General features: G+C 71.5%; 7 protein-coding genes. 4 read left to right on the top strand and 3 right to left on the bottom strand.

The window, feature by feature from the left end:
* Positions 1-457 precede the first annotated feature (457 nt).
* Entirely contained in the window at positions 458-955 is a 498-nt protein-coding gene (locus ABZX90_RS43610) for a MarR family transcriptional regulator (protein WP_351135259.1), read from the top strand.
* Here ABZX90_RS43610 and ABZX90_RS43605 read toward each other — a convergent pair.
* Positions 928-1,335, bottom strand: a complete 408-nt coding sequence (locus tag ABZX90_RS43605) for a helix-turn-helix domain-containing protein (RefSeq protein WP_351135261.1) — start codon at positions 1,333-1,335, stop codon at positions 928-930. The genes ABZX90_RS43610 and ABZX90_RS43605 overlap by 28 nt on opposite strands.
* A gap of 122 nt (positions 1,336-1,457) precedes the next feature.
* Between ABZX90_RS43605 and ABZX90_RS43600 the strand changes: the two genes are divergently transcribed.
* The gene (locus ABZX90_RS43600; protein ID WP_351135263.1) at positions 1,458-2,348 is read left to right on the top strand and encodes a zinc-binding dehydrogenase; all 891 of its coding nucleotides are present in this window, start codon (positions 1,458-1,460) and stop codon (positions 2,346-2,348) included.
* 19 nt (positions 2,349-2,367) lie between these two features.
* On the opposite strand, the gene ABZX90_RS43595 is transcribed toward ABZX90_RS43600, so the two are convergent.
* Together ABZX90_RS43595 and ABZX90_RS43590 are read right to left on the bottom strand one after the other, a co-directional pair.
* Positions 2,368-3,786 (bottom strand): MFS transporter, encoded by a 1,419-nt coding sequence (locus ABZX90_RS43595; RefSeq protein ID WP_355213703.1) that lies wholly within the window; start codon positions 3,784-3,786, stop codon positions 2,368-2,370.
* Between the two features lie 105 nt (positions 3,787-3,891).
* Positions 3,892-4,707, bottom strand: coding sequence for a helix-turn-helix domain-containing protein (locus ABZX90_RS43590; protein WP_355213702.1), 816 nt, complete (start codon positions 4,705-4,707; stop codon positions 3,892-3,894).
* Between the two features lie 103 nt (positions 4,708-4,810).
* Between ABZX90_RS43590 and ABZX90_RS43585 the strand changes: the two genes are divergently transcribed.
* Both ABZX90_RS43585 and ABZX90_RS43580 read left to right on the top strand, forming a co-directional pair.
* Positions 4,811-5,902 (top strand): LLM class flavin-dependent oxidoreductase, encoded by a 1,092-nt coding sequence (locus ABZX90_RS43585; RefSeq protein ID WP_355213701.1) that lies wholly within the window; start codon positions 4,811-4,813, stop codon positions 5,900-5,902.
* Positions 5,899-6,585, top strand: coding sequence for an FMN reductase (locus ABZX90_RS43580; RefSeq protein WP_355213700.1), 687 nt, complete (start codon positions 5,899-5,901; stop codon positions 6,583-6,585). Before ABZX90_RS43585 ends, ABZX90_RS43580 begins: the two co-directional genes overlap by 4 nt.
* The last annotated feature ends 187 nt before the right edge of the window (positions 6,586-6,772 follow it).

Here is a 6,772-nt window from a genome sequence, read left to right as displayed (position 1 = left end):
GTGGGTTTCCGAGGGAGCCGCTGCTCGATCCGGACGTAAGCGACGGGCATGTGATGTACCGGCACGGCCCCTTCCGTGCGTCGACGGCCGCGGGTACATCGTGGCGGGGGCGCCGTTGCTCCCGCGCGATTTCGGCTGCGGGGAAGATTCAGCCCCTCCGGCGTTTGAGGAGCGGGGTCTGGGGCGGAGCCCCAGGTACGGGAAGGGTAGGGGCGGAGGGGGCGAAAGACGGTTGTTGCTGTGCCGGGGTGCAGGGGGCTCGGGGGAAAATCCATCCCCGGCCGGGGAAGGAATCAGCCCCTCCGGCGTTGTCTGAGGAGCGGGGCCGGGGTGGAGCCCCAGGGGTGGCATCAGTGCTGGGGGCGGGGGAACGCGGGGTTCCGGGAGCCTGGTTGTCGGCCGGATTGCGCGTGTTCGCGTCGTACGATTTCTGTTTGGCGCGGTGGAAGGGGCCGGTATGGCTGAGGAAGCGAGAGAACGGCTGCTGGGCGAGCTGGCGGCCGTGTCGCGGCGCTACATGGCCTCGTACGCGCTGTTCAACCAGGCCCTCGCCGACCACGTCGGGCTGCATCCGACGGATGTGCAGTGTGTGAATCTGCTCAGCCTGGAGGCGGGGCCGGTGACCACCGGGCGGATCGCCGAGATGACGGGGCTGACGACCGGGTCGGCCACGCGGCTGGTGGACCGGCTGGAGAAGGCGGGCTATGTCGTGCGGGAGCGCGACGTGGTCGACCGGCGGCGCGTGCTGGTGGCGACCGTGCCGGAGAAGATCGCCGAGTTCGGGCGGATGTGGGAGCGGCTGGGCGGCGGCTGGTACGCCCTGTTCGACGGGCTCGACGACGATGAGGTCGCCCTGATCATCGGGCACATGCGGCGCACGGTGGACTTCAGTGCCGAGCAGGTCGCGCGGCTGCGGTCCGGGGACTTTCAGGCGGCCTCGGACGAGGTGTCGTAGCGCTCGCGGGCTTCGACGACCTCCTCGATGTGGTGCTCCGCCCAGTCCTTGACGGCGGTGAGCAGGCAGCTCAGATTGCCGCCCAGCGTGGTGAGTTCGTAGTCGACACGGACCGGTACGGCCGGGGTGACCGTGCGCGAGACGATGCCGTCGCGCTCCAGTGAACGCAGGGTCTGCGTCAGCATCTTGGGGCTGACGCCGGCGATCTTGCGGCCGAGGTCGCTGTAGCGCATCGGTCCGCCGGCGAGCGCGCTCACGATCAGGCTGACCCACTTGTCGCTGATGCGGTCCAGGAGCTGGTTGGTGGGGCAGCTCTTGATGAACGCGTCGTACTCGACACGGGCCTGCCGGCGCCGCTCGGCCGCCGTCGTGGTCGCCATGACTCACCTCCGGGTGACGTACGCACCTTCAGGTGCCTACTTACCAATGGATAGTAACTCTTCCTAGGGTTGTTGCAGCGGGAAAGAGACCTGTGAATGACCTACTGATGGGGTGAGCTGGTATGCGTGCTGCGGTGGTGACGGCGTTCGGTGGTCCGGAAGCGGTCGAGCTCGTCGAGGTCGCGGTGCCGGAGCCGGGGGCCCGGCAGGTGCGGATCAAGGTGGCGGCCGCGGGGGTCAATCCCGTGGACGCCGGAGTGCGCGCGGGTGTCTTCGGGGGCGCGGGTCAGCGGCTGGGGCTCGGCTGGGATGTGGCCGGGGTCGTGGACGCGGCCGGGGCCGCCTCGGGGTGGAACGTGGGCGACGACGTGGTGGCGCTGGTGTACGGGCCGGTCAAGTCCCTCGGTACGCACGCCGATCAGGTGGTGGTCGACGCCGACGCGGTGGCCGCGGCGCCCCGCTCGGTCGACGCGGTGCACGCGGCGAGCCTGCCGCTCAACGCCCTGGCCGCCGCCCAGGCCCTGGACGCGCTGGCCCTGGAGCCGGGGCAGAGCCTGCTGGTCACCGGGGCCGCGGGCGCGGTCGGCGGGTACGCCGTGCAGCTCGCAGCCCGGCTAGGGGTGACGGTGACCGCGCTGGCCCGGGAGGGCGACGAGGAGCTCGTACGGTCCCTGGGCGCCGACCGGTTCGTGTCGGGCGCGGTGGCTCCGGGGAGTGTGGACGCGGTGCTGGACGCGGCGATCCTGGGCGCGGAGGCGCTGGAGTGGGTGCGGGACGGGGGCGCCTTCGTCGGGGTCATTCCGGGAGCCCACCCGGCGTCCGTGCGCGGGGTGCGGACCGGCGCCGTGGAGGTCGCCGCCGACGGGGCGCGGCTCACGGAGCTGGTGGCGCTTCTCGACGAGGGGGTGCTGACGACCCGGGTCGCGGGGACGTACGCGCTCGACGAGGTCGTCAAGGCGCACGCGAGGCTCGCGGAGGGCGGGCTGCGGGGCCGGCTGGTCCTTGTTCCCTAGTGCGTCCCCGGGGGATGTCCTAGTGGTGCCCTTCCGGTGCCTTGAGCGGCAGCAGGCGTACGAGGGGGCAGCACAGGAGGGTGATGGCGGCCACGACGGCGAGGCTCACGGTGGTCGCGTGGGTCTCGCCGCCGCCGGTCCGGAAGTAGACGCTGGTGACGGCGGCGGCTCCGATCGCGTTGGCGAGCTGCTGGACCGCGCCGAGTGAGCCGCCCGCGCTGCCGGCCTCCGAGGGCGCGATGTCGCCGATGGTGACGTCGTAGAGCGAGCCGAAGCAGGCGCCCATGCCGAGGCCGATGACGAGTAGTGGCGGGACCAGGGCCCAGCTTCCGGTGTCCGTGCCGGAGACGGCGACCAGGGTGAGGAGATGGGCGGTTCCGGCGAGGGTGACGAGGAAGCCGATGAGGACGAGGCGGCGGCCCAGTCGGGCGATGAGGCCGTAACAGGCGATCGAGGCGATGACGATGCCCGCCGACAGGGGCATCAGGGCGAGCGCGGCAGCCGAGGGGGAGCGGCCGAGGCCTTGCTGGAGGAAGAGGGAGACGACGTAGAGGAGGCCGGAGACCGCGGCGAAGAAGACGACGCCGAGGAGCAGCCCCGAGGTGAAGCCGCGGTTGTGCAGGAGGGAGGGCCGGATCAGGGGGCTGGAGGCGGTGCGCTGGCGGTGGCAGAACGCCGCGAAGAGCGCGAGACCCGCGAGCAGGAGGAGGACCGGGAGCGCGGTCCAGCCGTGGGCCGAGCCCTCGATGAGGCCGGTGAGCAGGGCGAGCATGGTGGCGCCGAGAAGGGCCGAACCCAGGGCGTCGACGGTGGTCGTGCGGTCGCCGGTGTCGCGGGGGAGCAGGCGGGTGGCGGCGAGGAGCGCGGCGCCGCCGAGGGCGATGTTGATGAGGAACATCGGGCGCCAGCCGAGGCCGGCGAGGTCCGCGTCGATGAGGAGTCCGGCCAGGATCGGGCCGCCGACGGCGGACAGGCCCATCACCGGTCCGAACAGGCTGTACGCCTTGCCGATCTGGTCCCGGGGCCAGGTCGCGCCGAGGATGCCGAACCCCTGCGGGATGACCAGCGCGCCGAAGGCGCCCTGGACGAGGCGGGCGGCGACGAGGGTTCCCGGCGTCGGTGCGAGGCCGCAGGCGACCGAGGCCGCGGTGAAGCCGGCGAGGCCGGTCAGGAACAGCCGGCGGCGGCCGTACTTGTCGCCGAGCCGTCCGCCGAGGACGAGCAGGACGCCGAGCGCGAGGGCGTAGGACGCGCCGAGCCACTGGACGAGGGCGGTGCCGCCGCCGAGGTCGTCGGTGATGGTCGGGGCGGCGATGTTCGTGATGGTGCCGTCGAGGAGGTCCAGGATGTCGGCGGCGAGGACGACGCCGAGGATCGCCCAGCGGGTGCGGGCGGGCGGATGCGATGCTTCGTGTGTGTCGTGCAGTGTCTGTGTCACGCAGATAAATGTCGGGCATGGAGTGCGGCGCGGTCAAGTCCCTTTCCGGCAGTGTCTTGTGGCGGGATGCGGCAGGGCGGATCGGGGGAGCCGGCCGCGGGGTGGTCAGGAGGGCTGGTGGCCGCTCGCGTACGCCGTCGGCGGGACGCCGACCGTCGCCGTGAAGTCCCGGACCAGATGGGCCTGGTCGGCGTAGCCGAGGTCGGCGGCCAGGGCGGCCCAGTTCACCGGCTCTGAGGTCTCGGCGCGCTCCAGGGCCTCGTGGATGCGGTAGCGCAGGATGATCCACTTCGGGCCGACGCCGACGTACGCGGAGAAGAGGCGCTGCAGGGCGCGGACGGTCATGCCCCGCGCCTCGGCGAACTCTCCGACGTGACGGATCGTGCGGTCGGTGCGGATGCGGTCGACCAGGGCGATCGCGAGGGTGGCCTGCGGGTCCGGCCGCGGGTCCAGGTCCAGGAGGAAGGCGTCGAGGGCGGCCACCCGGGCCCGCTCGTCGTCCGGGTCGAGGACGGCGGCGACGGCGCTCCCGGAGCCGGGGAAGACCTCCGGGAGGCGGAGCCGCTGTCCGGTGAGGTCCGACAGGGTGCGGCCGGGCGCGAAGGGGCGGAAGCCGCCCGGCCGGAACTGGATCCCGCACACCCTGCCGCGCCCCTCCAGTTTCTGGGTGAACAGGTCGAGCCCGATGCCGGCGACCTCGCCGAAGGGGTCCTGTCCCGTGTACCGCTGGAAGACGACGTTGACCGACGGGTGCGGCACCACGTGCGAGGCGTAGGGCTGGGTGAGGTCCCAGTCGATCAGCCAGTAGTGCTCCAGGTAGGGGCGCAGCGCTTCGGCGGGCTCGTGGCGGCGGAAGCGGACGCGCGCGAAGAGCTCCGCGGCGTCGACGATGCCTCGGGTGTCACGGCGTGGAGCGGCCATGAGGGGATCGTAGGACGGGGCGCTGACAGTCGCGGAATACCTCGGGCGAGGTGACGGTTGGGGGGTATAGTTGAACAGTCAACAACATGGAGGATGAGCGACCATGCAGTTCGGGATCTTCAGCGTCGGCGATGTGACTCCGGACCCGACCACGGGCCGGGAGCCGAGCGAACACGAGCGCATCAAGGCCATGGTCGCCATCGCGCAGAAGGCGGAAGAGGTCGGCCTCGACGTCTTCGCGACCGGCGAGCACCACAACCCGCCGTTCGTGCCGTCGTCCCCGACCACCATGCTCGGCTACATCGCGGCGCGCACCGAGAAGCTCGTCCTCTCCACGTCCACGACCCTGATCACCACCAACGACCCGGTGAAGATCGCCGAGGACTTCGCGATGCTCCAGCATCTCGCGGACGGCCGGGTCGACCTGATGATGGGCCGCGGCAACACCGGGCCCGTCTATCCCTGGTTCGGGCAGGACATCCGCCAGGGCATCAACCTCGCCGTCGAGAACTACGCGCTGCTGCACCGCCTGTGGCGCGAGGACGTGGTGACGTGGGAGGGCAAGTTCCGTACGCCGCTCCAGTCGTTCACCTCGACCCCGCGCCCGCTGGACGGTGTCGCGCCGTTCGTCTGGCACGGTTCCATCCGCTCGCCGGAGATCGCCGAGCAGGCCGCGTACTACGGCGACGGCTTCTTCCACAACAACATCTTCTGGCCTGCCGACCACACCAAGAAGATGGTCGAGCTCTACCGCGAGCGGTACGCGCACTACGGGCACGGTACGGCCGAGCAGGCGATCGTCGGCCTCGGCGGCCAGGTCTTCATGCGGCCCAACTCGCAGGACGCCGTACGGGAGTTCCGGCCGTACTTCGACAACGCGCCGGTCTACGGACACGGGCCGTCGCTGGAGGACTTCACCGAGCAGACACCGCTGACGGTCGGCTCGCCGCAGCAGGTCATCGAGAAGACGCTGGCGTTCCGCGAGTACGCCGGTGACTACCAGCGCCAGCTGTTCCTGATGGACCACGCGGGGCTTCCGCTCAAGACCGTCCTGGAGCAGCTCGACCTCCTCGGCGAGCAGGTCGTGCCGGTGCTGCGCGAGGAGTTCGCCAAGAACCGGTCGGCCGACGTGCCGGACGCGCCGACCCACGCGGCCCGGGTGGCCGCCGCCAAGGAAGAGGTGACCGCCGTATGAAGCTCGTCGTCGTCTCGGCGGGGCTGAGCGTTCCGTCGTCCACGCGGCTGCTGGCCGACCGGCTGGCGGCCGCGACCGCCGGCCGGGTCTCCGGCCCGGTGGACCTGCGGGTCGTCGAACTGCGCGACCTCGCCGTCGAGATCGCCCACAACTTCACCAACGGCTTCCCCGGGCGGGCGCTGTCCGCCGCGATCGACGACGTGACCTCGGCGGACGGACTGATCGTCGTCACGCCGGTGTTCTCCGCGTCCTACAGCGGGCTGTTCAAGTCGTTCTTCGACGTCCTCGACAAGGACGCCCTGGCGGGCAAGCCGGTGCTGATCGCGGCGACCGGGGGGACCGGGCGGCACTCGCTGGTCCTCGAACACGCGCTGCGTCCGCTGTTCGCGTATCTGCGGGCGGTGATCGTCCCTACCGGGGTGTACGCGGCTTCGGAGGACTGGGGGGCGGAGGGGCTCTCCGAGCGGATCGAGCGGGCGGCGGGGGAGCTGGCGGGGCTGATGTCCGCCCTGGCGGGCGGCTCGACGTCCAGTGCCTCGACCCGGGCCTTGACTTCGGCCTCGACACAGGCCGAGGCCGCGCCCGAGCCCGAGGTGGCTGTCCCGGCCCAGGCAGTTGCCGGCCGGGCGGACGGTTTCCACGTGGTCCCGTTCGAGGAGCAGCTCGCGGCGCTGCGGGGGTAGCGGATTTTCGCCCCCTCCGCCCCTACCCTTCCCGTACCTGGGGCTCCGCCCCAGACCCCGCTCCTCAAACGCCGGAGGGGCTGAATCTTGCACGGAAGGGGCCGTGCCGGTACATCGCATGCCCGTCGCTTACGTTCGGATCGAGCAGCGGTTCCCTCGGAAGCTCACGTCTGATCCAGCGGCGACG

This window comes from Streptomyces sp. NPDC002935, assembly GCF_040611295.1.
Classification (GTDB): domain Bacteria; phylum Actinomycetota; class Actinomycetes; order Streptomycetales; family Streptomycetaceae; genus Streptomyces.
The sequence above is the reverse complement of the archived record's forward strand: the minus strand, read 5'-3'. Positions and strand labels throughout refer to the sequence as shown.